26 protein-coding genes are annotated in these 25,327 nt (G+C 65.5%); 18 read left to right on the top strand and 8 right to left on the bottom strand.

Going from position 1 to position 25,327, the window contains the following annotated elements; translation table 11 throughout:
• Positions 1-312 precede the first annotated feature (312 nt).
• The 4 genes from AC3A6M_RS07410 (at position 313) to AC3A6M_RS07395 (ending at position 3,576) form a co-directional block, all read left to right on the top strand.
• Positions 313-1,530 carry a DUF4382 domain-containing protein gene (locus AC3A6M_RS07410; protein WP_487852083.1) on the top strand — a complete coding sequence of 406 codons (1,218 nt, stop codon included), beginning with the start codon at positions 313-315 and terminating at the stop codon, positions 1,528-1,530.
• An 89-nt stretch (positions 1,531-1,619) separates the two neighbouring features.
• The gene (locus AC3A6M_RS07405) at positions 1,620-2,468 is read left to right on the top strand and encodes a dienelactone hydrolase family protein (RefSeq protein ID WP_487852082.1); all 849 of its coding nucleotides are present in this window, start codon (positions 1,620-1,622) and stop codon (positions 2,466-2,468) included.
• Positions 2,469-2,537: 69 nt separating this feature from the next.
• Complete coding sequence (locus AC3A6M_RS07400; protein ID WP_487852081.1) at positions 2,538-3,359, top strand: ZIP family metal transporter; 822 nt, start codon at positions 2,538-2,540, stop codon at positions 3,357-3,359.
• A gap of 73 nt (positions 3,360-3,432) precedes the next feature.
• Positions 3,433-3,576 (top strand): hypothetical protein, encoded by a 144-nt coding sequence (locus AC3A6M_RS07395; protein WP_487852080.1) that lies wholly within the window; start codon positions 3,433-3,435, stop codon positions 3,574-3,576.
• Between the two features lie 3 nt (positions 3,577-3,579).
• Here AC3A6M_RS07395 and AC3A6M_RS07390 read toward each other — a convergent pair whose 3' ends face one another.
• Genes AC3A6M_RS07390 through AC3A6M_RS07380 form a run of 3 tightly spaced genes read right to left on the bottom strand, consistent with a single transcriptional unit; the run spans position 3,580 to position 6,508 of the window.
• Positions 3,580-4,437, bottom strand: coding sequence for a sulfurtransferase (locus AC3A6M_RS07390; RefSeq protein WP_487852188.1), 858 nt, complete (start codon positions 4,435-4,437; stop codon positions 3,580-3,582).
• A gap of 38 nt (positions 4,438-4,475) precedes the next feature.
• The gene (locus tag AC3A6M_RS07385) at positions 4,476-5,393 is read right to left on the bottom strand and encodes a DMT family transporter (RefSeq protein WP_487852079.1); all 918 of its coding nucleotides are present in this window, start codon (positions 5,391-5,393) and stop codon (positions 4,476-4,478) included.
• The gene (locus AC3A6M_RS07380; protein ID WP_487852078.1) at positions 5,393-6,508 is read right to left on the bottom strand and encodes an aromatic ring-hydroxylating oxygenase subunit alpha; all 1,116 of its coding nucleotides are present in this window, start codon (positions 6,506-6,508) and stop codon (positions 5,393-5,395) included. The genes AC3A6M_RS07385 and AC3A6M_RS07380 overlap by 1 nt, the downstream gene beginning before the upstream one ends.
• A gap of 414 nt (positions 6,509-6,922) precedes the next feature.
• Here AC3A6M_RS07380 and AC3A6M_RS07375 point away from each other — a divergent pair, with 414 nt between their 5' ends.
• From AC3A6M_RS07375 to AC3A6M_RS07360, 4 genes are read left to right on the top strand one after another with little or no spacing between them, the layout of a single operon-like run.
• Positions 6,923-7,213, top strand: a complete 291-nt coding sequence (locus tag AC3A6M_RS07375; protein ID WP_487852077.1) for an exodeoxyribonuclease VII small subunit — start codon at positions 6,923-6,925, stop codon at positions 7,211-7,213.
• A complete protein-coding gene (locus tag AC3A6M_RS07370; protein ID WP_487852076.1) occupies positions 7,210-8,106 on the top strand; it encodes a polyprenyl synthetase family protein in 897 nt (298 codons plus the stop codon). Before AC3A6M_RS07375 ends, AC3A6M_RS07370 begins: the two co-directional genes overlap by 4 nt.
• Positions 8,107-9,978, top strand: a complete 1,872-nt coding sequence (gene dxs, locus AC3A6M_RS07365) for a 1-deoxy-D-xylulose-5-phosphate synthase (protein ID WP_487852075.1) — start codon at positions 8,107-8,109, stop codon at positions 9,976-9,978.
• A gap of 2 nt (positions 9,979-9,980) precedes the next feature.
• On the top strand, positions 9,981-10,925 hold the full coding sequence (locus AC3A6M_RS07360) for an MYG1 family protein (protein ID WP_487852074.1): 945 nt from the start codon (positions 9,981-9,983) through the stop codon (positions 10,923-10,925).
• 116 nt (positions 10,926-11,041) lie between these two features.
• Here the strand turns inward: AC3A6M_RS07360 and AC3A6M_RS07355 are convergent, their stop codons facing one another.
• Positions 11,042-11,758 (bottom strand): 2OG-Fe(II) oxygenase, encoded by a 717-nt coding sequence (locus AC3A6M_RS07355; protein ID WP_487852073.1) that lies wholly within the window; start codon positions 11,756-11,758, stop codon positions 11,042-11,044.
• 180 nt (positions 11,759-11,938) lie between these two features.
• On the opposite strand from AC3A6M_RS07355, the gene AC3A6M_RS07350 reads away from it, so the two are divergent.
• Positions 11,939-13,108 carry a diguanylate cyclase domain-containing protein gene (locus AC3A6M_RS07350; RefSeq protein WP_487852072.1) on the top strand — a complete coding sequence of 390 codons (1,170 nt, stop codon included), beginning with the start codon at positions 11,939-11,941 and terminating at the stop codon, positions 13,106-13,108.
• A gap of 11 nt (positions 13,109-13,119) precedes the next feature.
• Here AC3A6M_RS07350 and AC3A6M_RS07345 read toward each other — a convergent pair whose 3' ends face one another.
• Positions 13,120-14,310, bottom strand: coding sequence for a rhomboid family intramembrane serine protease (locus AC3A6M_RS07345; protein WP_487852071.1), 1,191 nt, complete (start codon positions 14,308-14,310; stop codon positions 13,120-13,122).
• A gap of 3 nt (positions 14,311-14,313) precedes the next feature.
• Positions 14,314-14,868, bottom strand: coding sequence for a cob(I)yrinic acid a,c-diamide adenosyltransferase (locus AC3A6M_RS07340; protein WP_487852070.1), 555 nt, complete (start codon positions 14,866-14,868; stop codon positions 14,314-14,316).
• Between the two features lie 74 nt (positions 14,869-14,942).
• Here AC3A6M_RS07340 and AC3A6M_RS07335 point away from each other — a divergent pair, with 74 nt between their 5' ends.
• The 9 genes from AC3A6M_RS07335 to AC3A6M_RS07295 all read left to right on the top strand — a co-directional run bounded on the left by AC3A6M_RS07335 (position 14,943) and on the right by AC3A6M_RS07295 (position 23,371).
• On the top strand, positions 14,943-16,424 hold the full coding sequence (locus AC3A6M_RS07335) for an FAD-linked oxidase C-terminal domain-containing protein (RefSeq protein ID WP_487852069.1): 1,482 nt from the start codon (positions 14,943-14,945) through the stop codon (positions 16,422-16,424).
• 23 nt (positions 16,425-16,447) lie between these two features.
• Complete coding sequence (glcE, locus tag AC3A6M_RS07330; RefSeq protein ID WP_487852068.1) at positions 16,448-17,515, top strand: glycolate oxidase subunit GlcE; 1,068 nt, start codon at positions 16,448-16,450, stop codon at positions 17,513-17,515.
• Between the two features lie 2 nt (positions 17,516-17,517).
• A complete protein-coding gene (gene glcF, locus AC3A6M_RS07325; RefSeq protein WP_487852067.1) occupies positions 17,518-18,759 on the top strand; it encodes a glycolate oxidase subunit GlcF in 1,242 nt (413 codons plus the stop codon).
• A gap of 194 nt (positions 18,760-18,953) precedes the next feature.
• Entirely contained in the window at positions 18,954-19,568 is a 615-nt protein-coding gene (locus tag AC3A6M_RS07320) for an NMCC_0638 family (lipo)protein (protein WP_487852066.1), read from the top strand.
• A gap of 72 nt (positions 19,569-19,640) precedes the next feature.
• Positions 19,641-19,955: a hypothetical protein gene (locus AC3A6M_RS07315; protein WP_487852065.1), complete on the top strand. Its 315-nt coding sequence runs from the start codon at positions 19,641-19,643 to the stop codon at positions 19,953-19,955.
• 42 nt (positions 19,956-19,997) lie between these two features.
• Positions 19,998-22,061: a glycoside hydrolase family 97 protein gene (locus tag AC3A6M_RS07310; protein WP_487852064.1), complete on the top strand. Its 2,064-nt coding sequence runs from the start codon at positions 19,998-20,000 to the stop codon at positions 22,059-22,061.
• A 13-nt stretch (positions 22,062-22,074) separates the two neighbouring features.
• Positions 22,075-22,398, top strand: coding sequence for a low molecular weight protein tyrosine phosphatase family protein (locus AC3A6M_RS07305; RefSeq protein WP_487852063.1), 324 nt, complete (start codon positions 22,075-22,077; stop codon positions 22,396-22,398).
• Positions 22,399-22,514: 116 nt separating this feature from the next.
• Entirely contained in the window at positions 22,515-22,856 is a 342-nt protein-coding gene (locus AC3A6M_RS07300) for a hypothetical protein (protein WP_487852062.1), read from the top strand.
• Positions 22,796-23,371 (top strand): hypothetical protein, encoded by a 576-nt coding sequence (locus AC3A6M_RS07295; RefSeq protein WP_487852061.1) that lies wholly within the window; start codon positions 22,796-22,798, stop codon positions 23,369-23,371. Before AC3A6M_RS07300 ends, AC3A6M_RS07295 begins: the two co-directional genes overlap by 61 nt.
• Positions 23,372-23,400: 29 nt before the next feature.
• Here the strand turns inward: AC3A6M_RS07295 and AC3A6M_RS07290 are convergent, their stop codons facing one another.
• Positions 23,401-24,255 (bottom strand): nucleotidyl transferase AbiEii/AbiGii toxin family protein, encoded by an 855-nt coding sequence (locus AC3A6M_RS07290; RefSeq protein ID WP_487852060.1) that lies wholly within the window; start codon positions 24,253-24,255, stop codon positions 23,401-23,403.
• The gene (locus tag AC3A6M_RS07285) at positions 24,233-25,288 is read right to left on the bottom strand and encodes a type IV toxin-antitoxin system AbiEi family antitoxin (RefSeq protein WP_487852059.1); all 1,056 of its coding nucleotides are present in this window, start codon (positions 25,286-25,288) and stop codon (positions 24,233-24,235) included. Before AC3A6M_RS07285 ends, AC3A6M_RS07290 begins: the two co-directional genes overlap by 23 nt.
• Between the last annotated feature and the right edge of the window lie 39 nt (positions 25,289-25,327).

Below are 25,327 nucleotides of genomic sequence, written 5' to 3'. Positions count from 1 at the left end.
TGAGTATCTGCCTCCGCGCATTAACGGATGCCGGCGTTGATACGTTATTCCCGCGAAGGCGGGAATCCAAGTTTGCATGCGTATCGATTGCTTTACGACCTTGGATTCCCGCCTGCGCGGGAATGACGCTGGTAAGTCTACTAACGAAGTTGCTGTTCAAATAATTTAACAGTTGTACATATATTACGCTGAAGCTGTATCAGTTGTAAGCAGAGGTTTCAGGGTGCGTTGGTTAACATAAAAGTTGCCAAAGAGAACGTATATTAAATACATCCCATTCACACGGGCAATATCTCGAAAGGCACAACACCCATGAAAACTACGTTCCGCCAGGCCGGCCTGCTCGCCGGTAGTGTCATTGCAGCCGTTTCGCTCACCGCCTGTGGCGGCGGAGGCGGTTCGTCGTCGTCCCCGGCGCCGACCGCCACGGCCGGCACCCTGAAAGTGTCGATGACCGATGCCCCGGCCTGCGGCTACGATGCTGTCAACGTCACCGTCAACAAGGTGCGCGTGCATTCGAGCGCCAGCGCCAGCGATACCGATGCCGGCTGGACCGACATCACGCTGAGCCCGGCCAAGAAGATCAACCTGCTGAACCTGACCAATGGCGTGCTCGAGTCGCTCGGCCAGACCACCCTGCCGGCCGGCCACTACTCGCAGATCCGCCTGGTGCTGGACGCGAACGCCGGCACCGGCCTGGCCAACTCGGTGGTGCCGACCGGCGGCGTCGAGACCACGCTGACCACCCCGAGCGCCGTCCAGAGCGGCATCAAGCTGAACAACGAATTCGACGTGGCCGCCGGCCAGACCGCCGACATCGTGCTCGACTTCGACGCCTGCAAGTCGGTCGTCACCCAAGGCAAGGGCCGCTACCTGCTGAAGCCGGTCGTGAAAGTCGTTCCGGCCCTGGCCACCGGCATTTCCGGCTACGTCGCCACCTCGGCGCTGGCCAACCACGTGAGCGTCTCCGCGCAGCAGAACGGCACCATCGTCGGCTCCACCGCGCCGGATCCGACCACCGGCGCATTCACGCTGAGCCATCTGCCGGCCGGTAATTACGACGTCGTCATCACCGCCGACAACAGCGCCGCCAGCGTGATCGGCGCCGTACCGGTCAGCAGCACCACCGGCAGCACCACGGTCAGCACCTCGACCGCGCCGCTGGCCCTGGTCACCAGCGCCACCGGTTCGATCAGCGGCACCGTGACCCTGCCGGCCAACGCCACCGAAACGGCGTATGTCGCCGCCAAGCAGACCTTCGCCGCCGGCCCGACCGTCACCATCAAGTATGCCGGCGCCGACATCTCGACCGGCGCCTACACGATCGCCAACCTGCCGGTCACCGCGCCGCAGTACGTCGCCTACAGCGCGACCCTGCCGCTGGTGTTCGCCCCGGCCGCCACCGTGCAGCCGGGCGTGGGCAAGTACCGTGTCGACGCATCCGGCACCGGCTACACCGCCAAGACGATCGACGTGGTCGACATCTCGGCCGCCAGCGCCACCAAGGTCGACTTCACCCTGACCCCGTAAGCGGTCCTGCATCCGTGCGTGCCCAGCGCGCACGCACGGATGCGCTGTTAAGATAGCAATCCTTTGTTACCCCGAGCGGAGGATTGCAGATGAATGACCTGGTACTGGACGGCGTCGGCCGCCGTGAGTTCCTGAAAGTGGCGCTGGGCACCGGCTTCGCCGCCGCTTCCTTGCCGGTCGCGGCCCAGTCCGTGATCAGGACCGACACCGCGGGACTGTCCACCGGCACCGTCAGCCTGGACGTGAACGGCCAGGCCGTCCCCGTCTACCATGCCGCCCCTGCGGGCAAATCCAACCTGCCCGTGATCCTGGTGATCTCCGAGATCTTCGGCGTGCACGAGCACATCGCCGACGTCGCGCGCCGCTTCGCGAAGCAGGGCTACCTGGCGCTGGCGCCGGACCTGTTCGTGCGCCAGGGCGATCCGGCGAAGATCGCCGACATCCCCACGCTGATGAAAGAGATCATCTCGAAGACCCCGGACGCCCAGGTGATGGGCGACCTCGATGCCTGCGTGGCCTGGGCCGCGAACAATGGCGGCAACGCCGACAGGCTGGGCATCACCGGTTTCTGCTGGGGCGGTCGGATCACCTGGCTGTATTCGGCCCACAACCCGAAGGTCAGGGCCGGCGTGGCCTGGTATGGCCGCCTGAAGGGCGACGCAAGCCAGAATACGCCGAAGCACCCGATCGACATCGCGCCGGGACTCGCCGTGCCGGTGCTCGGCCTGTACGGCGCGAAGGACACCGGCATCCCGCTCGACACGGTCGAGAACATGAAAGCGGCCCTTTCGAAAGGGGCGAGCGGTTCGGAGTTCGTGGTGTATGCGGATGCGGGCCACGCCTTCCATGCCGACTACCGTCCCAGCTACGTCGAGAAGGATGCGAAGGACGGCTGGACGCGCGCGCTGGCCTGGTTCCGGGCACACGGCGTGGCCTGATCGCGCAGGCCCGCACGGACGCAAGCCGGGCGCGGTACAATGCCCGGCTTGCGCGCGGTAGCGCGGACAATGTCTGCGCGCCGCAAGCGCGAATCAAGAACAACAAGAGGCTTCACGATCGATCCCGTTCTCATCTCCATCCTGCTGGCCACCGGACTGGCAGGCATCGTCAGCATCACGGCTGCCGCGGTTTTTTCCTTCACCCTGCTCTCGAAGGTGGTCGAGCGCATGGTCAGCCTGTCGGTCGGCATCATGCTCGCGACCTCGCTGCTGCACGCGCTGCCGGAAGCGTTCGAGTCGCATGTCGATCCGCGCGCGCTGTTCGCGACCCTGCTCGGCGGCCTGCTGGCGTTCTTCGTGCTGGAAAAGGTGGCGCTGCTGCGCCATTCGCACCACCACGAGGGCGACGGCCATCATCACGCGCACGGGCACGACGCGCACCAGGCGGGAAAAGCCGGGTGGATGATCCTGATCGGCGACGGCATGCACAACTTCACGGACGGGATCCTGATTGCGGCGGCCTTCCTCGCCAATCCGCAACTGGGCATCGTGACCGGGGTGGCGATCGTCGCCCACGAGATCCCGCAGGAGATCGGCGACTTCATCGTGCTGCTGAACGCGGGCTTTTCGCGCGCCCGCGCCTACGTCTTCAACCTGTTGTGCAGCATGCTCGCCGTCGGCGGCGGCCTGCTCGGCTACTACACCCTGGACAAGGCCAGCGGCCTGATTCCCTACGTGCTGGTGTTCGCATCCTCCGGCTTCATCTACATCGCGGTAAGCGACCTGATGCCGCAGATGCAGCGCCGCGCCACGGTGCGCGAGTCGATTCCGCAGTTGCTGCTGATCGGCCTGGGCGTGGTGATCGTGCTGTTCCTGACGCACGGACATTGAGGAAAATTGCGCCTGGCTGTTGACAGGCGAATTCCTTGCAGCCTATGCTGGACCGTCCGTATATGGAGGAAGCATGGCAAGGCTGGTCAATCAATTGGTTGTAGCACTGCGCGAGAAGCCGTCCCGGTTTGGCTATGTGCTGTGCGTCCTGGTGCTGTCGGTCGTCGTATTTACGCTGGCGGATTTCCTGCCAGCGCCATACGACATGCACCATTAATTTTTACTGAGCGCCCGTTTTAACGGGCCGCGCCGCATCCGCGCTCCATTCGCTCCACGAACCCGGATACAGGCTTGCGCCCGGCATGCCGGCCACTTCCAGCGCCAGCAGGTTGTGGCAGGCGGTGACGCCGGAGCCGCATTGCATGATGGCGTTCTTCGGATCGCCCACTGCCGCCCCCAGTTCGGCCTTCAGCTGCTCCGGCGCCTTGAAACGGCCGTCGGGCTGCAGGTTATCCCTGAAGAAGCGGTTCTTCGCGCCCGGGATGTGGCCGCCGACCGGATCGATGGTCTCGTTCTCGCCGCGGAAGCGGTCCGGCGCGCGCGCATCGATGACCGTGCGGCCGCCATGCTCCACGTTGTGCAGGACCGTATTCACGTCCACCGTCGTCACCAGCGGTTCGCGTGCGCCGATGGTGCCGCGCGCGCGCGGGGCGGGCGATCCGGTGGTTACCGGCAGTCCGGCCGCCTGCCAGGCCGGCAGGCCGCCGTCCAGCACCGCTACGGCTTCGTGCCCGACCCAGCGCAGCATCCACCACAGGCGCGCCGCGAACATGCCGCCATGCGCATCGTAGGCCACGACCTGGGTGCCGTCGTTCACGCCCCAGGAACGCAGCAGCTCGACGAAGGCGTCCTTTTCCGGCAGCGGATGGCGGCCGCGGAAGGCGCCGTCGGCAGCGCGCTTTTCTCCGGAGAGTTCGTGCTCCATGTCGGCGAACAGCGCATTCGGCAGGTGCCCGGCCGCATAGGCATCGCGCCCGGCGTCCAGGTTCGCCAGGTCGTGGCGGCAGTCGACGATCACCCAGTCGGCGTCCTCCAGATGGGCGGCCAGGGCGGCGGGTTCGATCAGGGTGGTGAACATGGACGTGCTCATGGGCGTGCTCATAAAGCGGGGTCTCCTTACAGTTCGCTGGCGATGGGATCGGTATCCTTGACGACGGCGCCGCGCGCCGTGCCCTTGGTATTGTAGAACGTCGCGGCGATGCCGGAGACCAGGATCACCCCCATCCCCAGCCACACGTGCCAGTCGAACACGTCGCCCCACAGCAGCATTCCCCACAGGCTGGAGAAGATGATGCCGGTGTACTGCAGGTTGGCCACCACCAGCACCTTGCCGAGGCGGTAGGCGCGCGTCATCGCCATCTGGGCGAGCAGGGCGGGCACGCCGATCCCCAGCAGCAGCAGGCCGCTATGCCAGGTGTGCGCATGGAAGGGCGTCGTGACGCCGTTTTCGAACAGGGTGCCGGCCAGGCCCGCCAGGGTCGTGGTCAGCGAAAAATAGAACACCACGCGGTATTCGGGTTCGCCCATCTGGCCCAGGTTACGCACCTGCATGTAGGCCATCGCCGAGATGATCGAGGACAGCACGCCGATCGCGCCGCCCATCCACTGGTTCATCTCGACCGCCGGGCGCAGCGCCAGGGTCACGCCGACGAAGCTCATGCCGATGGCCAGCACCAGCGGCCATTCGGTCTGGCCCTTCGCATGCCACCAGCCGAGGAAGAACATCCAGGTCGCGATCCAGATCGGCGACATGTAGTTGAGCGTGACGGCGGTGGCGAGCGGCAGCTTGCCGATCGCGTAGAACCACATCCACAGCGAGGTCACGCCGACCAGGCTGCGCACCATGTGCTGTTTGGGGAACAGGGTGCGGAAGCTGCCGCCGCGCAGGTGGATCGTGAGGAACAGGATGACGGTGCCGACCAGGCCCCGGTACATCACGATTTCGGAAGTGGAGTAAAACGGGGAGGCCAGCTTCACGCCCGCGCCCATGGCGGAGAACGCGAAGCTGGCGAACAACATCCATAAAGCTGGCATCAGATTCCTGGTGGTACGTTTTCCAATTTGCTGCGGTACCACTCATGGAAGTGCTGCATGCCGTCTTCCATCGGCGACTGGTACGGGCCGACTTCGTTGACGCCGCGCTCGAGCAGGATCTTGCGGCCGGCGTCCATGCGCAGGGCGATCTCGTCGTCCTCGACGCAGGTCTCCATGTACGCCGCGCGCTCGGCTTCGACGAAGCCGCGCTCGAACAGCACGAACTCTTCCGGGTAGTAGAACTCGACCACGTTGCGGGTCTTCTGCGGGCCCATCGGCCACAGGGTCGACACCACCAGCACGTTCGGATACCACTCGACCATGATGTTCGGATACAGCGTCAGCCAGATCGCGCCATACTTCGGCGCCTGCCCGTTGTTGAACTTCAGGACCTGCTCCTGCCACTTCTTATAAGCCGGCGAACCGGACTTCTGCAGGCCGCGGTGCACGCCCACGGTCTGGACGCTGTAGTCGGTGCCGAATTCCCAGCGCAGGTCGTCGCAGCTGACGAAGTTGCCCAGGCCCGGGTGGAAGGGCTCGACGTGGTAGTCCTCCAGGTAGACCTCGATGAAGGTCTTCCAGTTGTAGTCGCACTCGTGCACCTCGACGTGGTCGAACATGTAGCCCGAAAAGTCGAGGTCCTTGGTCACCGACAGCTTGCCCAGCTTGTCCATCACGTTGTAGCCGTTCTGTTCGAACAGCAGGCCGTTCCAGTTCTGCAGCGGCGTCTTCGAGAGGTTCAGGCAGGGCGTATCGGCGAAGTGCGGCGCGCCGATCAGTTCGCCCTTCAGGTCATAGGTCCAGCGGTGCAGCGGGCACACGATGTTGCTGGCATTGCCGCGCCCATTGAACATCAACGCCTGGCGGTGGCGGCAGACGTTGGACAGCAGTTCGATGCCCTGCGCGTTCCGCACCAGCATGCGCCCCTCGTTCTCCGACTTCAGGGTCGCGAAATCGCCCTGTTCGGGAACCATCAATGCATGCCCGACGTAGCGGGGGCCCTTCAGGAACAGGTGCTGCATTTCGCGCTGCAATAGCGCTTGGTCGAAGTAAACATTTACCGGAAGCTGCGCGCACGAGCGAGCCAGCTTGGCGTGGGTAGCCAGATCGGACATCCCAACCCCCCTTTACAAATTTCAGCCAAAGAAGAGAAAGAATCCGAGAACCAGTATTTTAGGGGCGTCGAAAAACCTATGGCTTTTCCTGCGCCTTTAAAGAACGGAATACGGTATTTCGGAGACAGAACCGGAGATTATAGCCTGTAACGGCTGACCTAGTCTCGGCCCGGCACGCGGTTGTGGTGCCCATGTGCTCAAAAATTGCCTGGCAGGCATCATTTTCATGAATCGGGGAGCGCTTTGCGATAAAATGTGGATTGGGTGGCAATGCTTGCTTACATTTGCACCACCAGTCGCGCCGGCATGCAGGGGTAGGATTGTTTACAATAAGCGATTAGACTGTCGCGCCTCGCACTAGTGCGGTTGCACATGTCGCCAGGCAAGTCGAGCCCCGAACCGATTAAAGTCATTATGCCAAATAAAACAAGCGCGGAGAGCGCCGTAGCGCCGACCGCCGCCGCCGCACCGCGGAACGCCGCATCGCCCGAGTCCTTCGAGCAGGCAATGGCCGAGCTGGCCCAGCTTGTCACGCAAATGGAAGGCGGCCAGTTGCCGCTGGAAGCGTCGGTTGCCGCCTATGCGCGCGGCTCCGAGCTGGTGCGCTATTGCGCCGCCCAGCTGGAAAAAGTGGAATCCCAAGTCAAGGTGCTCGAGGGCGAAATGCTCAAGCCCTTCAGTGCCGACGGCGAGGATGACGAATGAGCGCGCAGTCCGATTTCCGCGCCTGGATGGAAGATGTACAGGCCCGCACCGAGGCGGCGCTCGACCGCTTCCTGCCCGCGGCCACGCTGGTGCCGGCCAGGCTGCACGAAGCGATGCGCTACACGGTGCTGGGCGGCGGCAAGCGCGTGCGCCCGCTGCTGGCCCACGCCGCCGGCGAGCTGTTCGGTGCTGGCGAGGACGCGGTAGCGCGCGCCGCCTGCGCGGTCGAGATGATCCACGCCTATTCGCTGGTGCACGACGACATGCCCTGCATGGACGACGACGACCTCCGGCGCGGCAAGCCGACCGTGCACGTGGCCTACGACGAAGCGACCGCGCTGCTGGCCGGCGACGCGCTGCAGGCCCAGGCCTTCGACGTACTGGCCGGCGCCACGGACATCGCCCCCGCGCGGCTGGTGACGATGCTGCGCCTGCTGGCCGAAGCGGCGGGCACCAGGGGCATGTGCGGCGGCCAGGCGATCGACCTCGACAGCGTCGGCCTGAGCCTCACGCTGGAAGAACTGGAACGCATGCACCAGCTCAAGACCGGCGCCATGCTGCGCGTCTCGGTGGTGCTGGGCGCACTCGCCGGCCGCGACCTCGCGCCGCACGAGCTGGAAGCGCTGGCGGCGTATTCGCGCGCCATCGGCCTGGCCTTCCAGGTGGTGGACGACGTGCTCGACGCGACCGAAGATTCCGCCACCCTCGGCAAGACCGCGGGCAAGGATGCGGCGGCGAACAAACCGACTTACGTATCGATTCTGGGGCTGGAGCCGTCCAAGGCGCTGGCCGAACAACTGCGGCGGCAGGCGCACGAGGCGCTGGCGCCGTTCGGAGAACAAGCACTGCGGCTGCGTGAACTGGCAGACCTGATCGTGCAGCGGAAGGCCTAAATGAAACTGTTAGAGACCATCAACGACCCGGCGGACCTGCGCAAGCTCCCGCGACACCAGCTGACCCCGCTGGCCACCGAACTGCGCCAGTTCCTGCTCGACTCGGTATCCAAGACCGGCGGCCACCTGTCGTCCAACCTCGGCACCGTCGAACTGACGATCGCGCTGCACTACGTGTTCAACACGCCGGAAGACCGCATCGTGTGGGACGTCGGCCACCAGACCTATTCGCACAAGATCCTGACCGGCCGCCGCAACCGCATGCCGACCCTGCGCCAGCTGAACGGCCTGTCCGGCTTCCCGAAGCGCGACGAGAGCGAGTACGACACCTTCGGCACCGCCCACTCGTCGACCTCGATCTCGGCGGCGCTGGGCATGGCCCAGGCGGCCAAGATCAAGGGCGAGAAGCGCAAGGCGATCGCCGTGATCGGCGACGGTTCGATGACGGCCGGCATGGCCTTCGAAGCCCTGAACAATGCCGGCGTCGAGGATGACGTCGACCTGCTGGTGGTCCTGAACGACAACGACATGTCGATCTCGCCGCCGGTGGGCGCGCTGAACCGCTACCTGGCGCGCCTGATGTCGGGCCAGTTCTACGCCGCCGCCAAGAACGTGGGAAAAAGCGTGCTGCCGGCTCCGATGCTGGAGCTGGCGAAGAAGCTCGAAGAGCACGCGAAGGGCATGGTGGTCCCGGCCACGATGTTCGAGGAATTCGGCTTCAACTACGTCGGCCCGATCGATGGCCATGACCTCGACTCGCTGATCCCGACCCTGCAGAATATCCGCAAGCTGAAGGGACCGCAGTTCCTGCACGTGGTGACGAAAAAAGGGCAGGGCTACAAGCTGGCCGAGGCCGAGCCGATCCTGTACCACGGCACCGGCAAGTTCAATCCGAGCGAGGGCATCAAGCCCGCCGCCGCGCCGTCCAAGCTCACCTACACCGAGGTGTTCGGCAACTGGCTGTGCGACATGGCGGCCTCCGACAAACGCCTGGTCGGCATCACGCCGGCGATGCGCGAAGGCTCGGGCATGGTGCGCTTCCACCAGCAGTATCCGGAGCGCTACTTCGATGTCGGCATCGCCGAGCAGCACTCCGTCACCTTCGGCGCCGGCATGGCGACCGAGGGCATGAAGCCGGTGGTGGCGATCTACTCGACCTTCCTGCAGCGCGCCTACGACCAGCTGATCCACGACGTGGCGCTGCAGAACCTCGACGTGACCTTCGCCCTGGACCGCGCCGGCCTGGTCGGCGCCGACGGCGCGACCCACGCCGGCAACTACGACCTGGCCTACCTGCGCTGCATCCCGAACATGGTCGTGATGGCACCGTCCGACGAGAACGAATGCCGCCAGATGCTGACCACGGCCTACCATTATCCGGGCCCGGCGGCGGTGCGCTATCCGCGCGGCGCCGGCGTCGGCGCCGCCATCCAGCCCGAGCTGACCTCGATCGAGATCGGCAAGGGCGTGGTGAAACGCCAGGGCAAGGGCGTCGCCATCCTGGCCTTCGGCTCGATGGTCGCCCCGGCCCAGAAGGCGGCCGAAGGGCTGAACGCGACCGTGGCCGACATGCGCTTCGTGAAGCCGCTCGACGTCGAACTGGTGAAGCGCCTGGCCAGGGACCACGACTACCTGGTGACGGTGGAAGAGGGCTGCACCATGGGCGGCGCCGGTTCGGCTGTCGCCGAGACCCTCGCAGCGGAAGGCATCGTCAAGCCGCTGCTGATCCTGGGCCTGCCGGACCGCTTCATCGACCAGGGCGACCCGGGCGTGCTGCTGGCTTCCGTCGGCCTGGACGCGCACGGCATCGGCAACTCGATCCGCGAGCGTTTCGGGCTGGGCGAGCCGCGGCTGGTGGTCAACAATAACTGATCATGCTCATCGTCACCCACGGCGGCAAATTTCATGCGGATGACGCCTGGGCCGTCGCCGTCATCAAGGTGCTGCATCCCGAGGCGGAACTCGTGCGCACGCGCGACCCCGCCACCATCGAGCGCGGCGACGTCGTGATCGACGTCGGCGGCATCTGGGATCCGGCCAGCGGACGCTTCGACCACCACCAGAAGGGCTTCAGCGGCGCCCGCCAGAGCGGCGTGCCGTATGCCAGCGCCGGCCTGGTGTGGCGCGAATACGGCGGCCGCTGCGTCGCCGCCCTCGCCGCGCAGCACACCGGAGCGCAGCTGAGCGACGACACCGCCCAGCAGATCGCCTGGGCCATCGATGCCGACATCGTGCAGTACCTCGACCTGTCGGACGTCGGCGCGGCCAAGAACGCACCCGGCGGCTATGGCCTGTCGGCCGTGGTCTCGGGCTACAACCTGAGCTGGCTGGACGAGGAAAGGCTGGGCTACGGCGAAAGGGCGGACGCCTACCGCCTGGACCAGTTCCATCGCGCGATGGCCTTCCTGACCGACGTGATGGCGAACGCCGTCAAGTACCGCGTCGGCGCCATGCTGGCGCTGGAACAGGTGCGCCAGGCCGAGGTGCTGGAAGGCGGGAAGCTGCTGTACCTGAAGAACGGCGCGCTGCCCTGGAGCTCGGTGGTGCGCAAGGAAATGCCGAAGGTCCTGTTCGTCATCAGCCACAATATCGGCGAGCAGCGCTACATGCTGCACACGGTGCCGGCCACCGCCGACACCTTCGAGGCCAGGGCCGACCTGCCGGCATCCTGGGCCGGCCTGCGCGACGCCGAGCTGGCCGCCGTCACCGGCGTGGCCGATGCCGGCTTCTGCCACAACGGCCGCTTCATCGCCGCCGCCAAGTCGTATGAGGGTATTTATGCGATGGCGCTGCAGGCTTTGAAGGAAGTCGGGACCTGAACCCGTCGTTCCCGCGCAGGCGGGAACCCAAGTTCTGCATGAGCTATCGTAACGCACGCTAAACTTGGGTCCCCGCCTTCGCGGGGACGACGGGTTAATCGCGGGAACGATGGATCTCAGCCGGCCCGCTGCCCAAATAATTCTTCCGCGCGCCGGAACAGGATCCACGAAGTCGACACGTATTTGTCGCCGCTGTGCGGCACATGCCCCTTGTGCGTGTGCGTGAAGCCGGCCGGGGCGATGATCAGGCGTCCCTGTTTCGCTTCCACCTTGCGGCCCTGGTACAGGAATTCGGTCTCGCCGCCGTCTGCCACGTCGTTCAGGTAGAACTGGAACAGCAGCACCCGGTGCAGGGTCTCGCAGCTGGCGTTCTGCGGGTAGATCTCGGAATGCCAGTGGTGGTAGCCGCCGCTGCCGCGCAGGTACTTCTGCAGGTTGATCGGGCCGCAGCGGTACATCGACGCCACCAGCGCGTCCAGGTGGGGACGGCCGCATTCGTCGAAGTTGTCGAGCGAGAGCCCGACCGGCTCGCCGGTGGACGGATGCGCGACCATCGGCGACAGCGCGCCCAGCACCAGCGCGCGGTAGCGGTCCACGTACTGCACGAGGTGGCGCCGCAGGGTGGACGCCATCAGGGCGGCCACGTCCTGCCACTCCGGGTACTGGGTCAGGGTGAGGTCCCAGCTGTCCTTCTTGGCCACGTCCACGCCATTCCCGGTGCGGCCGCGCACGACTTTGTCGCTGGCTTCGAAGCGCTGCAGGATGTGGGCGCATTGCTCGCCCGTCAGGGCGTTGTCGTAGATGCCGATGAAATCGTCTGCCATGGTCGTCATGAAAAGTTTTTGTCGAGCATACGCGAATTCCTGGACGTTTGCGATTCGCAACACATCGCATAAAAGTTGGCATGAATGCACCGAGTGTATTTCATGAGCAACATATATGCATCTTGCGATGGCTTGCCAGTTCGCCATGGAGTACGCTTGCGGATTCTTTCATCCGGACATGCCGTTCCTGTGCTCCGACTTTTTCCGTCTTCTCCCGTTTCCGAACCGTTTTCGCCGGCCCTCGAAGCCGCCTACCAGGCCGACCTGGCGGGCGACAAGCTCCGCATGCTCTACGTCGCGAGCCTGTTGTGCGCCGTATTGGTGCTGTGCTTCGGCGCGCTCGACGTGGTCACCTTGCCGAGCAATGTGTCCGGCGCGTGGAAGGTGCGCGCCGTCGTGGTACTGGCGACGATGGCGCTCACGACCGCCGTGCGCTTGCGGCCCGAGGTGTTCGTGCGCCACTACGGCCTGTGCATGTCCGCGATCGCGCTCGGCTGGTCGGTTGGGATCGAGGCCATCATCCTGCAGTCGAGTCCCACCGACCTTGCCTGGAGCTCGTATTACGCCGGCCTGCTCATCGTGTCGCTGGCCATGTACGTCTGGACCTATGTGCGCCCCCTGCAGGCTGGCCTGACCGGCGCCGCCGTGGTCGGCAGCTATGTGCTGGTGGCCTTGCTCGGGCAGGGGATGGGCAGGAACGGGCAGTGGCCGCTGCTGGCCCAGAACGTCTTCTTTCTCGTTTCGGCCAACCTGATCGGAATCGTGTCGCTGGTCCTGCGCGAGGGCTTTTCACGCCAGGCCTTCCTGCTGAAGAACGCGCTGGCGCATGAACTGAAACTCGAGGAAGAGGCCAAGCGCCAGAGCCAGTACCGGTCCGAGCATGACCCTCTGACCGGGCTGGCCAACCGGGTACGCTTCCTGCGCCGGCTGGACGAATTGCTGGCGGCACGCCAGGGCGCCGCCACGGTGGCGGTGCTGTTCCTGGACCTGGACGGCTTCAAGCCGGTCAACGACCGCCACGGCCACGCCGCCGGCGACCACGTGCTGACCGCGATCGCCGAGCGCATCCGCGCCGCGGTCCGTGGTTCGGACCTGGCGGCGCGCCTGGGCGGCGACGAATTCGTGGTCGCGGCGACGCTGGCCGACGCCAACGCGGAACTGGTCGTGAGCCGGATGAGCGCCGCCCTGCGCGCCGCCATCGCCGAGCCGGTGGAATACAAGGGACATCGCCTGCGCGTCTCGGTCAGCATCGGCGCGGCGCTGTGCCCGCGCGATGCCTGCAACGCCGAGGAACTGGTTCACCTGGCCGACCAGGACATGTACGACGCCAAGCGCCGCCAGCGCCTGGCCTCATCATAAAAGCGCGATCGTCAGGCCGCGCGCTGGGCCGGCACGTGCAGCGAGCGCGCCAGCAAATGGCCGGCCAGCCAGCCGGCGGCCAGGCCGCCGATGTGGGCCGCGTTGTCGGTGTGCGGATACAGGAAGCCGGCCCCGATATTAAACAGCAGGAAGGGGACGAGCGAACTGCGCAGGTCCCGCACCACGGTCGGCGGCACGCCGCTGTGCTCGCGGCCGATGAAGGCGAACAGGCCGCCGATGATGCCGAACACCGCGCCCGACGCGCCCACGCTGTTCACGGGGTGATGCGTCAGCAGGCCCCACGACACGCTGCCCAGGCTGCCGCCGATCGCCGCCAGGAGGTACAGGCCGGCAAAGCGCAGGCTGCCGAAGATGCGCTCGACCAGCTGGCCCGCCTGCCACAGCGCGAACATGTTCATCGCCAGGTGCAGCAAATTCCCGTGCAGGAAAGCCGAGGTCAGGACGCGCCACCATTCCCCCGCGCCCAGCGTCATGCGCGGCAGGTTCGAGCCCCATTTCACCAGCTGCTCGCGGAGCAGGGCGGGATGGACTTCCGGGCCGAAGCCGGTCAACGAGGCCAGCGGCAGACGCCAGTCGCTGCTTCCGATGACGTTCAGCACGCCCTGCTTCCACAACTGCAGGTGTCCCTGCAGCGCGGCGGCCGAGCCCCAGCCCGGCAGCGGCTTGAACCAGGGCGTGCCGAAGCCCTGGCGCTCCAGCCACATCAGGAAAAAGATCGCGATGTTCGCCACCAGCAGCGTCCGGATCACCGGGGTCGATGGACTCCAGTAGTCGATGCGGTCGTTGAACACCTCGCGCTCGACATGGGCCTCCATTTCGAATTGCGGCGTGCAGCGCGTGGGGAGGGCGGCTGCGATCGCCTTCGCAGCCTCGCGACCGGCGGCGGAAAAGCCGACTTCCCGCACCACTTCCTGCATGTCCTGCACGCCGACGACGTCGAAGATCACGTCCTCGCCCGAGGTCCGCACGTTGACGATGTCGGCCACGCGCAGGCGCTGCTGTTCCGTCTTCGGGAAGCGGAACGTCCGGTGGCAAAGCCCGCGCACGAGCACGAAGTCGGGTTCGATCGTGAGCTGGCCCGGGCCCTGGAAGCCGAAGGGATTCGCCGGCCAGTTCGGGCCGCCGCGGTAGAAGCGGACCCCGAACGCCGTGCCGGCGCCGTTTTCCAACTGCAGCGCCATCGGTCAGCCGCGCTGGCGTTCGTGCTGCCACAACACGTCGCTGCCGCCGGCATGGCGGTTCAGCACGCGCGCCAGCACGAACATCAGGTCGGACAGGCGGTTCACGTATTGACGCGGCTGGGCGTTGATCGTGTCCGTCTTCGACAGGGCGACGATGCTGCGCTCGGCGCGCCGGCACACGGTGCGGCATACATGGGCCAGTGACGCCGCGCGCGAGCCGGCCGGCAGGATGAATTCCTTCAGGACCGGCAGGTCGGCATTGTATTTTTCGAGCAGGCCGTCGAGGCGGGCCACATGCTCGTCCTTGATCATCTGGTAGCCGGGGATGCACAGCTCGCCGCCGAGGTCGAACAGGTCGTGCTGGATCGTGACGAGTTCTTCGCGCAGCGCCGCCGGCATGTCCTCGCACAGCAGCAGGCCGACGAAGGAGTTCAGTTCGTCGACGTCGCCCAGCGTGGCGATGCGCGCGCTGTCTTTACCGGTGCGGCTGCCGTCGCCGAGTCCGGTGCTGCCGTCGTCGCCGGTGCGGGTCGCGATTTTCGAGAGTCGATTGCCCATGGCTATGCCTTGTCTATAAAAAAAGATAGCGGGAGCATACGCCAAATTGATGCAATAGTGCTTACAATCGGCTTATGATTCCTTCGATTCCAGTCGATCCCGAGCGCCGCCGGCAGGTGGCCGGCGCCCTGCGCGCCGTGCTCCCCGAGCGTTGCGTCCTACACGATCCCGAAGACACCCGGCCCTACGAATGCGACGGCCTGGCGGCGTATCGCCAGCAGCCGATGATCGTCACGCTGCCCGACAACGAGGAGCAGGTGCTGGCCATCCTGGAGGTCTGCCGGACACTCCAGGTGCCGATCGTGCCGCGCGGCGCCGGCACCGGCCTCTCGGGCGGCGCCCAGCCACTGGCCGATGGCGTGGTGATCTCCACCGCGCGCCTGAACCGTATCCTGCGGGTCGAGCCGTATGCGCGTACAGCCGTGGTCCAGCCCGGCGTGCGCAACCTCGCCATCTCGGAAGCGGCGGCGCCGTTCGGCCTGTACTACGCGCCGGATCCCTCGTCGCAGATCGCCTGCACGATCGGCGGCAACGTCGCCGAGAACTCGGGCGGGGTGCACTGCCTGAAGTACGGCCTGACGGTGCATAACGTGCTGCGGGTGCGCGTCTGCACGATCGAGGGCGACATCATCGAACTGGGCGGCGATGCGCTCGACGCGCCCGGCCTGGACCTGCTGGCCGTCTTCATCGGCTCGGAAGGCATGCTCGGCATCGTCACTGAAGTCACCGTGAAACTGGTGCCGAAGCCGGCGCTGGCGCAGGTGATCATGGCTTCCTTCGACGACGTGGTCACGGGCGGCAACGCGGTCGCCAGCGTGATCGCGGCCGGCATCATTCCCGCCGGCCTGGAGATGATGGACCGCACCTCCTCGCGCATGGTCGAGCCCTTCGTGAAGGCCGGCTACGACACCGACGCGGCGGCGATCCTGCTGTGCGAGGCGGATGGCACCGAGCTCGAAGTGGCCGAGGAGATCGAACGCATGACGGGCGTGCTGCAGCAGGCCGGCGCCAGCGCCATCGCGGTCTCGCAGAACGAGGCCGAGCGCCTGCGCTTCTGGTCCGGCCGCAAGAACGCCTTCCCGGCCTGCGGTCGCATCTCGGCCGACTACTACTGCATGGACGGGACGATTCCGCGCAAGCACCTGGCGCACGTGCTGTCGCGGATCGAGGAAATGCAGGACACCTACGGCTTGCGCTGCGCGAACGTGTTCCACGCCGGCGACGGCAACATGCATCCGCTGATCATGTTCGACGCCAACAAGCCCGGCGAACTGCAGCGCGCGGAAGACTTCGGCGCCGCCATCCTGGCCCTGTGCGTCGAGGTCGGCGGCACCATCACCGGCGAGCACGGGGTCGGCGTCGAAAAGATCGATTCCATGTGCGTGCAGTTCGGGGCCAGGGAACTGGAAGCCTTTTTCACCGTCAAGCGCGCCTTCGATCCCGGCATGCTGCTGAACCCGAACAAGGCGGTGCCCACGCTCCAGCGCTGCGCCGAAATGGGCAAGATGCGGGTCAGCGGCGGCGCGCTGCCGTTCGCGGACCTGCCGCGCTTTTGAAAGTGACGCTTTTGAAACTGACCATGCAGCAGACCCTTGAACGATTCCAGGACCAGGCAAGGACGGCCGCGCGCGAGAAACGTGCGCTGCGCATTCGCGGCGGCGGCACCAAGGATTGGTACGGCCAGCGTCTCGACGGCGAGATCCTCGACACCCGTGCGTATGCCGGCATCGTCGACTACGAGCCGACCGAACTGGTGATCACCGCGCGCTGCGGCACGCCGCTCGCCGAGATCGAAGCGCTACTGGCCGAGCACAAGCAGATGCTGGCCTTCGAACCGCCGCATTTTGGCGATGGCGCCACCCTGGGCGGCGCCATCGCCGCCGGGCTATCCGGACCGCGGCGCGCCAGCAGCGGCGCGCTGCGCGACTTCGTGCTCGGCGCCAAACTCCTGGACGGGAAGGGCGATGTGCTCACCTTCGGCGGCCAGGTGATGAAGAACGTGGCCGGCTACGATGTCTCGCGCCTGCTGGCCGGGTCGATGGGTACCCTCGGCCTGCTGCTGGAAGTGTCGGTCAAGGTGCTGCCGCTGGCCTACCGCGAAGCCACGCTCCGCTTCGAGATGAACGAGGTCGACGCGATCCGCAAGCTGAACGAATGGGGCGGCCAGCCGCTGCCGATCTCGGCCAGTTGCTGGATTGATGGCGTGCTGGCGCTGCGCCTGTCGGGCGCCCAGGCCGCGGTCGATGCCGCGGTCCGCACGCTGGGCGTGGCGCATGGCGGCCACCTGATGCCCGACTGCACGCAGTTCTGGGCCGGCCTGCGCGAGCAGCGCCATGCCTTCTTCGCGGGCGATGCGCCCTTGTGGCGTCTGTCGGTGCCGTCCACCGTCGGCGCCATCGCGCTTGGTCCGCAGCTGATCGAGTGGGGCGGGGCCCAGCGCTGGCTGCGCGCGGACGGCGATGCCGCCAGCGCGGCGCGCATCCGCGCCACGGTATCGGCCTGCGGCGGCCACGCGACCCTGTTCCGCGGCGGCGACAAGAGCGTCGGCGTATTCCAGCCGCTGGCGCCGGCCATCGCGAAGATCCACGAACGCCTGAAGGCCGGATTCGATCCATCGAACATTTTCAACCCCGGCCGGATGTATTGATCATGCAAACGAACCTCGCCGATTTCATCAAGGACACCCCCGAAGGCCGGGAGGCCGATGCCATCCTGCGCGCCTGCGTGCACTGCGGCTTCTGCACCGCCACCTGTCCCACCTACCAGCTGCTGGGCGACGAGCTCGATGGTCCGCGCGGCCGCATCTACCTGATCAAGCAGGTGCTGGAGGGCGTCGAACCGACCCGCAAGACCCAGCTGCACCTGGACCGCTGCCTCACCTGCCGCAACTGCGAGAGCACCTGCCCGTCCGGCGTGAAGTACGGCCGCCTGGCCGACATCGGCCGCAGGGTGGTCGAGGAGCGCGTCGCGCGTCCGCTGGGCGACCGCGTCAAGCGCACCACGCTGAAGGAATTCCTGCCGCGCGCAAGCCTGTTCAAGCCGGCCTTCAAGGCGGGGCAGCTGGCGCGGCCGCTGTTGCCGGACAGCCTGCGCGACAAGCTGCAGCCGGCACGCCCTGCCGGACCCTGGCCGCGGCGCGAGCACGCGCGCAAGATGCTGGCGCTGGCGGGCTGCGTGCAGCCTGCGATGGCGCCCGACATCAACGCCGCCACCGCACGCGTGCTGGATTCGCTGGGCGTGCAGCTGATCGAGGCGCCGAAGGCCGGCTGCTGCGGCGCGGTGCGCTACCACATGAACGACCAGGACGGCGGCCTGCAGGACATGCGCCGCAACATCGACGCCTGGTGGCCCTATGTGGAAAACGGCCAGGTCGAAGCCATCGTGATGACGGCGTCCGGCTGCGGCGTCACGGTCAAGGAATACGGCCACCTGCTGGCCCACGACCAGGCTTACGCGGCAAAGGCGGAGAGGATCAGCGCGCTGACGCGGGACCTGTCGGAAATCATGCAGGACTTCGAAGGCGAGATCGGCGCGCGCATGGCCGGCCGCGTGAAGGAACGCATCGCCTTCCACCCGCCGTGCACCTTGCAGCACGGCCAGCAGATCCGCGGCAAGGTCGAAGGCGTGCTACGCACCGCGGGCGTCGACGTGGTGCTGTGCGCCGACAGCCACCTGTGCTGCGGCTCGGCCGGCACCTACTCGGTGCTGCACCCGGAGATCGCGCATGCGCTGCGCGACCGCAAAGTCGCCAACCTGGAGGCGACCGGCGCGAAGGAGATCGTGTCCGCGAATATCGGCTGCATCACCCATTTGCAGTCGGGGACGGCGATGCTGGTCACGCACTGGATCGAGCTGGTCGACCGCGCGCTTGCCGGGGCGGTTGCACGATGAGGCGCCTGGCGGCGTCGCTGCTGGCGGTGCTTATTGGCTGCGGTCTGTCCGGCATCGCGGTGGCGGGGGAAGGACAGGCGCAGAAGCAGGTTCACAAGGCCCCGCAAAAGCAGGCACGGAAGCCGTCTTCGAAGCAGGCGACGAAGCCGGTGAAGAAGCCGGTAACGAAGCCGGTAACGAAGCCGGCGCCAAAGGTGGCTGCCAAGCCAGCCTCCAGGCCGGCCGTGGCGGCCGTGCCGGCGGACGAGAACGCCGACGGCTTCCTGAACCTGTACGTGGAGCTGTGCGTGCGCCACTTCGGCGACCTGGAAGAGTTCCGCGCGCGTCTGCTGAACGACAAGGTGCCCAGGCTGCCGGCGGAAGACGCCCAGCTGTTCCTGTCCGGGATGGAGGGCGACGCCTGGCCGGTGCCGTACAAGGGCGAGATGGGGAACTACGTGCTGGCGCTGCCGGCCGGGAAGAACCTGTGCCTGCTGCATGCGCGCCGCGCGAACGCCGCCGCCGTCGAGAAGGGCTTCCTCGACATCGTCGCCGACGCGCCTTCGCCGATGGTGGCGCGGCGCGGTCCCGACCGCGAAGAACTCACCGGGGCGAAGATCAGGACCCGCACCGTGTCGTCGACCTGGGCGCCGCCCGACGCGCGCCGCAAGATGGAGTTCATGCTGACCACCACCGCGTCAAGCAAGGCCGAGCTGCAGGCGCTGGGCTCGGTGGCGATGATCGCCGGCGGCGACGGGAAAGCACCCGTCAAATCAAAAACCGCCTTGCCTGCGCGCCAGACCCAGGGACGTCCGCACGCCAAGCCCTGAAGCGCCGCGTCCGACGCGAAACCGGCTGCCGTGATAGCATCGGCGCCCGATTTGAGTAAGGCGGAGGTGCCCATGAGTTTCGTGTTTCGATTGATCTCCCAGGACGAGGACGCGGCGCCGTCGGTCGCGTTCCAGGATTCGATCGGCCCCGGCTACGTCTCGCTGTGGGAAGAAGTCGGGGTCTACGACGCGCTCTACAACAGCGACGGTCGCGAAGCGCGCGAGGTGTCGCGGGCCATCGCCTTCGGCATCGACAAGTTGAACGACGACGAATCGCTGGGCCGCATGCTGCCGGCCACCGCGCGCCTTGGCGAGGCGATCCGCTTCCTCGAAAACGTGCACCGCGGCTGCACCCTCCACGCCTCGGCAAGGGTCGAGACGCGCTAGCGGACTGTAGTAAAATTACATCTCTTTATGGAGGTGTCCCCGATGCGCGTTCGTCCCCGTTTCAAGCCCGGTTTCCGTTTGATTGCCCTGGGCCTGGTGGCCGCACTCGGCCTGGCCGGCCAGGCCGCCTGGGCGCAGGCCGTGGTGGCCAGCGCGGCCTCTCCCGGCGGCGTGCTCGACGTGGAGGTGCAGATCGACGGCATGGGCAGGCTGGGCTATGACGTCAAGCGCCGCGGCAAGGAGATCATCGGCCTGTCGCGCCTGGGCTTCAACCTGGCCAACGCGCCCAAGCTGGACGGCGGCTTCAGCCTGCGCGCAAAGAAGGTCAGCGAGCATGACGAGACCTGGGAGCAGCCGTGGGGCGAGCGCCGCTTCGTGCGCAACCATTACCGCGAACTGCGGGTCGAGGTCGAGCAGAAGAGCCGCAGCAACCGCGCGCTCACGATCGTCTTCCGCATCTACGACGACGGCGTCGGCTTCCGCTACGAATTCCCGGCCCAGCCGCAGCTGCGGGACACCGCGATCCTCGACGAGCTGACCGAATTCTCGGTCGCCCAGCCGGCCACCGCCTGGTGGATCCCGGCCGGCGAACTGCCCGGCCTCGAAGAACTGATCCAGAAGGCGCCCCTCGCCGAAATCGGCACCGCCAACACCCCGCTGACCCTGCGCCTGGAAGACGGCACCCACGTCGCCCTGCACGAGGCGGCGCTGGTCGACTACGCCTCGATGTGGGTGCGCAAGGTCGAGGGCCAGAAGCTGCGCGCGCAACTGGCGCCGTCGTCGACCGGGCCGGCGGTGGTGCGCCATGGCGCCTTCACGACCCCGTGGCGCACGCTGCGCATCGCCGACGATGCGGCCGGCCTGTACATGTCCGACCTCGAACTGAACCTGAACGAACCGAACAGGCTGGGCGACGTGTCATGGGTCCATCCGTCCAAGTTCGTCGGCGTCTGGTGGAGCATGCACCTGCAGCACACCAGCTGGAACGCGGGGCCGAAGCACGGCGCCAACACGGCCAACGTGAAGAAGTACATCGACTTCGCCGCGCAGAACGGCTTCCGCGGCGTGCTGGTCGAAGGCTGGAACCAGGGCTGGGAAAGCGACTGGGGCCATGGCGGCGCCGACTTCAGCTTCACCAAACCCTATCCGGACTTCGACCTGCCGGTGCTGGCCGCGTATGCGAAAGAGAAGGGCGTGCGCCTGATCGGCCACCACGAAACCGGCGCCAACCTGCCGGCCTACGAAAAGCAGATGATTGCTGCCTATAAACTGTATGCGAAGCTGGGCGTGGACAGCGTGAAGTCCGGCTATGTGCACGAAGCCGGCACCATGCAGTTCGCGGGCCCGGACGGCAAGGTCCACTTCGGCCACTACGATTCGCAGGAAGGCGTGCGCCATTTCCTGAAAGCGGTGACGGAAGCGGCGCGCTACAAAATCGCCGTCGACACCCACGAGCCGGTCAAGGACACCGGCCTGCGCCGCACGTATCCGAACTGGATCGCGCGCGAGGGCGCGCGCGGCGTCGAATACAACGCCTGGGGCAATCCGGTGAACCCGGTCGACCACGAAGCCAGGCTGGTGTTCACGCGCATGCTGAGCGGCCCGATGGACTACACGCCGGGCATCGTCAGCCTGGTCGGCGCGGACGGCAAGGTGTTCAACTCGACCCAGGCCAAGCAGCTGGCCAACTTCGTCGTCATCTATTCGCCGATCGTGATGGCCGCCGACCTGCCGGAAAACTACGCCAGGTACCCGGCCGCCTTCAAGTTCATCCGCGACGTGCCGACCGACTGGGCCGAGACCCGCGTGGTGAATGGCGCGGTCGGCGAGTACGTCAGCATCGCGCGCAAGGACCGCAAGTCGGATGACTGGTACGTCGGCGCCGTCACCGACGGCCAGGCGCGCACCCTGCCGTTCCCGTTGTCCTTCCTCGACCCGGACAAGACCTATGTGGCCGAGATCTACCGCGACGGCGATGCGGCCGACTACCGCAACGAGCACCGCTTCGACCTGGTGCTTGATACGCGCACGGTGACGGCGAAGGATGTGCTGCAGCTGAAGCTGGCGCCGGGTGGCGGGCAGGCGATTCGTTTCACGCCGAAGTGAGGATTGCCCTCACGTGAAACGCGCACTCTTCATCTGCACCCAGAACCGCCTGCGGAGCCCGACCGCGGAACATGTGTTTGCCACATGGCCCGAGGTCGAAACGGATTCGGCCGGCCTGGGCGCGGATGCCGACGTGCCGCTGTCGCCGGAGCAGATCGCATGGGCGACCATCATCTTCGTGATGGAGAAGAAGCACCGGAACCAGCTGGGCGCGAAGTTCAGGCGCCACCTCAACGGCAAGCGGGTGATCTGCCTGGATATACCCGACGATTACGCGTACATGCAGCCGGAACTGGTCACGCTGCTGGAATCGAAAGCAGGGCGCTTCCTCGGATAGCCTGGCCGGCTTTCCAGGCCGGCAGTGAGTTTTCGATAGCTTGTCGGGCAAGTTTCGTGGCAGTATCGGGAGAGGGAAGTACATTCTCCACCTCTCGTCATCCGGGCAACTACACCATGTTTTCGAGCCGCCAGCTTGTCATCGCATGCCTCGCCAGCTTTGCCGCCACGATGGCATTTGCGGCACCGATCCCGGCGCCGGACCTGCACGCGAAAATCATCGAACTCTACAGCTTCCAGCCGCACACGCTGAACGATGCGCAGCTCACGGCAAAATCGGCGCAACTGGATACGTTCTGGAAGCTGGTGAAGGACGATCCCACCAGCACGCTGCCCTTGCTGAGGGCGGAACTCGCCAATCCGTCGAATCCCTCGTTCTTTCATTACGACGGCGCCAATTGCTGCTGTCCCTGTCCAGCGATGCCGAGGACCAGCGGTTGGCCTTGCGCTCGATCGTGAAGGCAGACCTGCAGGATATCCAGCCTACCGACTACCTGCTGACCGTGCACCGCCTGGCCGCGCAAGGCTTCGATACACGGGACGCGGCATTGCACGTGCTGGACGATCCGGATTTCATCGCCAGCATCCCGCTGCACGCGCTGAGGCTCGGTCAGAACTATTCCCTCATCTACATGTTGTTCCCGATGGACGAAGACAGCTTCGTTCCGGCGCTGGTGGACCGCCTCTCAGGGCAGCAGTCCGCGACATCCGTGAAGTCGGTGCTGCTGGCCCTGTGGTGTGCGGCGACGCCGGAGAGCCTCGGGGCGCTGCGGAAGTTTGCGGAGGCGCGGCAGGGGCCGCCCGAAGCCGTGAGCTATGCGCAGAAGCTGCAGGGAGCGAAGGGATTCGTGCCGAGCCTGTCGTCTCTTTCGTCCTTGAGAGAAGAACGGCGCCGGCTGATGCGGCGCCCCATCAGCGATGAAGCGTTGATCGAATTCGAGAGCCTGACGAGAAAGATCCAGGCAAAGCAGTAGCCCCGCGGCGACCGTCAGCCCAGCGCCGTCTAAAGCTTCTTTATGTGAAGACCGCGTTCGAATTCCCTCAGGAGGGCAGCCGCAGTCTCGGCATTCCCTCCCGTTGGCCGGGCCATGTGGAGGATGATCCGGTCGCGTTTGCGTGAATCCGCAAGCACGGCACGAAGAGCGTCCCGTGAGTCTTCGTTCAGGATGATACCGGCGTCGTATCCGAGCAAGGCTGCGCCAGCCCTTGTCGGATCGAAGTCGCAGCTCTCCAGTAACGCATATGCTTCATCGTAGAGCCGCTCTTGATTGCCGGCCTCATGGTAGTGCTGCAGGAGAAAGAAGAGGTCTTGCGCGTCCTTGTTGTCTTGCAGGCCTCGTTCGTTCCACGCGAGTAGTTTGAGTGCCGCGAGTGCGGGAATTGAAACGACAGGGACGGTCAGCCCGTTCCCAATGTCGACTTCCAGTGCTGACGCCAATGCTTCCGAATAAGCTGTCACGTTCATGACCACGCTCATATCGGGCGGCCAGGCGATGTTGTGCGCTTCCTGTTCCAGGCCTCCAAAGGGAATCAAGTCCAGTGGAAAGGCTTCGCCGTGTTCGCCCGGGTGGTAATAAAGCAGGTGGGCCCTGTTTTCTGCTGACACGAAATCGCCGCTTTCAAGCAGTGCGTTCCTCAGAACGTGAAAACTTTCCCAGTCCTCGAGTGCGACGGCAAAGTCGACGTCGCGTGTCGCGCGTTTCGACTCGATGCCGAAGACATGGCTCATCAGCAGATCCCGTGCGCTTGCACCGATGAGGATATAGCTGTGGTGTAGCTGTCGGGCCAATATCCGCATCGCCGCGAGGATCTCCAGGGTGACTGGATTGAGTGGCTTATCGGCGCGGATGGTGTACATGCTCGTCGACTTTCGAAGCGATCTGCTGTGCCACCGCGATATTGCGTGAATCCTGGGTCGCCACCAGATCCGCGTAAATCAAATGTGGTGGAACTGTAGGAAACCAGTCAGTGAAAAATTCGCTATTCCAGAACATCTCGACGACTTCAAGACGCCCTTTGGGGTCTGCCCGCAGGCGGAATCGCTGTACCAGATCCCGAAGCGCGTGAGGGTCTTCCATATTGATGTAGACGGTGCATTCTTCAGGTTGCAAGTGTTGGGTCAGATAGCTTGCGCCGACCTCCCCACCCCAGGCCGAGATCCGGAGTCCCGGATTCCAGGTATTGCGGAGGTTGTCGAGGTCGTCGATGGCAAAGCGGATTTTTTTCAGCTTGGGTTTCAGCCTGCTTGCGTAACCGCTGGCCCACTCGTTAAGGAATGGCTGCGAAGCGTGCATCATGCGCTTGCCATCGGTAGTCATGCCGATCAGGTGGCGCGCTTCCAGGGTGTCGAAGGCCTTGCCGATCGCACCGGTCGATACCATTGCCCGGTTCGAAATGTCGCGATAAGGCGCGTTCAGCAGCGATGGGTCCGCCAGGAAGGCAAACATCATCTTGAGGATGGCGGGAGTCATCGTTGCGTCATTCATAACGCTCTCTGAATCCTCGCTTCCGCGTCGTCCGGTCACGTAGATGTAAATGCCTTTGTCGTCATTGATGTAGGCATTGCCTGCCGTGTCCATGAACTGCAGGCCGAGTTCGCGGCATCGGTTTGCCATGTCCTGGCTTAAGGGGGAGCTGACCAGCAGCGATTTTTGGGGCATGGCGCCCAGTCTGTCGATCAGATCGAGCACGAGCGAGTACCGGTCGACTTTTTTCTTGATCTCGCAGCCGTACTGAAGTTCTTTTTCGCCAATCTGCAGCAGGATGGTCGCGTCGGCGTCGGCATCTGAAGAAGGAAGAATTTCCCCGCGGACGCCGATTGAGCTGTTCAATTCAGCGAGTGCCCTGGTAAGCAGGCTAGCCTCGTCGGTTGGAACATGGACCTTGTTCATTAAAATCCTTTTTTCACGGAACGTGAACTATGAGGAAGT

The sequence above is a fragment of the Telluria sp. Soil_C_11 genome, assembly GCF_057657395.1.
This window is presented reverse-complemented; position numbering and strand designations above follow the sequence as displayed.